Genomic DNA, 1656 nt, shown 5'->3' with positions numbered 1-1656 from the left:
CTTTCTATTGGCATACATCAATTAATTAACCGAGGCGACAGAGCAAAGATGCAGCTACGTTCAGTGAAATCATTAACCGTACTTTGTTTGATGCTCTTTTTGACGGCTTTAACCGCCTGCAACAACGATAGTAAACTAGGCTTTGACGCGTTTGTTGAGAAAAAACTAACAGATTTTCTGATTGAGGAAAATGGACAAGTTGCCTCCATCGCCGTTGTGAATGACAAGCTTAACTATCAAAAACAGTTTGGCGAGTTTCCTGATGGTACAAAGCCACACCATGACACCGTGTATGAAATTGCATCCATCACTAAAACTTATACCGGGTTGTTGCTTGCCAAGGCGGTAGTAGATAAAAAAGTGCAACTAGATGAAGATATTAGGGTGTACTTGCAGGATAGTGATTATCAAAACCTGCAGCATCTAGGCAAACCTATCACTTTGCGTCATCTCGCGACTCACAGAAGTGGTTTACCGCAAGATTTTGCATATACAAGTGCAGATATAAAGTCTGGCAAGGCTTTTGAGCTGTTCTCTAACTATTCAAAAGCGAAGTTTTTTGAAGATTTAGCTCAGTACCAACTTACCTCAATGCCTGGTGAGACATTTCAATACTCCAATGTTGGCGCAAACCTGACCGGGTATATTTTGGAAAACGTGTATAACCAACCATTATCTACACTTGTTGCGCAATTGATCACGGAACAATCAGGTGAAGAACACACAAGGTTTCGTTTAGAGCCCAGTGAGATAAGTAAAATAACGAGAGGGGTAGATAGAAACGGCAAAATTGCACCGTTACTCAGTCCACACTCGTTCGCTGAAGGCGGACTAACATCCACTGCAGCTTCGATTGCCGATTATATGCAGTATTTACTCAGCACCCAAGCAGAAGAAGTGCTGTTGTCGCGCACCTTATTAACAGAAACCAGCAGTGAACATGGCCACGCATTTTTTTGGAATACATACGAGTATCACTCAGCTAATCCTATGTTCTATCACAGTGGGGGCTCTATAGGCACTTCCACTTGGCTTGCGCTTTATCCAAAGCAGAAGTTAGGAATATTTATTGCCACAAATGTTTCAGCGAACAACACGCAAGGGAAATTAAATGATATTGCCAATGCGATTGTTGAAAAGTATGAGCACGCTAAGCGGTAAAAAGACAATGAAAATTCCGGATTCAAGAAGTTAAAAAATATGCAATTGATTAAAGTGGTTTAATATCAGCTTCATTAGCTTACTTTCTGAAGCGAAAGCTGGATCGGGTACGAACATAGAGACAAGGAGTTAGGTATGAGTTTACTTGCATGGATACTTTCTCATGTCACACTTGCGGCATTTTGGCTTTGGATTTTAAATTTTGGTGGAGCTGAAAAAATAGAAGGGTGGAAGTCGTTCTTTATCATAGGTTGGTTTGCAGCGCGATGGACTGCTGAGCAGTTGCGTTTGTATGCACTGTGTATTCTCGTATTACAAGTTCCTTGGTTTATTGCAGGCCTTTTGATGCCGCAATGGCGAGGCTTTGCGGTGTAACATCAATTTGCTTAATTAAGTGCTCTACTTTGAGGCGAGAAAATCTTGTCGATAACACCGCTTCCGCATCCTGCTCACGCTAAGGTACCTACGTCCTGTAGGCAAGACAAAGATTTTGCT

Annotated in this window: 2 protein-coding genes; both read left to right on the top strand. The window is 41.7% G+C overall.

The annotated features are described in order from the left end of the window. Positions 1 to 1161: serine hydrolase domain-containing protein (locus CWC03_RS23100; protein WP_138583825.1), on the top strand; the 1161-nt coding region annotated here is incomplete at its 5' end. A 135-nt stretch (positions 1162 to 1296) separates the two neighbouring features. Beyond that, a complete protein-coding gene (locus tag CWC03_RS23095; protein ID WP_138583824.1) occupies positions 1297 to 1536 on the top strand; it encodes a hypothetical protein in 240 nt (79 codons plus the stop codon). The last annotated feature ends 120 nt before the right edge of the window (positions 1537 to 1656 follow it).

Source organism: Pseudoalteromonas sp. S2755, from assembly GCF_005886535.1.
Classification (GTDB): Bacteria; Pseudomonadota; Gammaproteobacteria; order Enterobacterales; family Alteromonadaceae; genus Pseudoalteromonas.
Note: the sequence above shows the minus strand (reverse complement) of the source record. Positions and strands in the feature narration are given on the sequence as shown.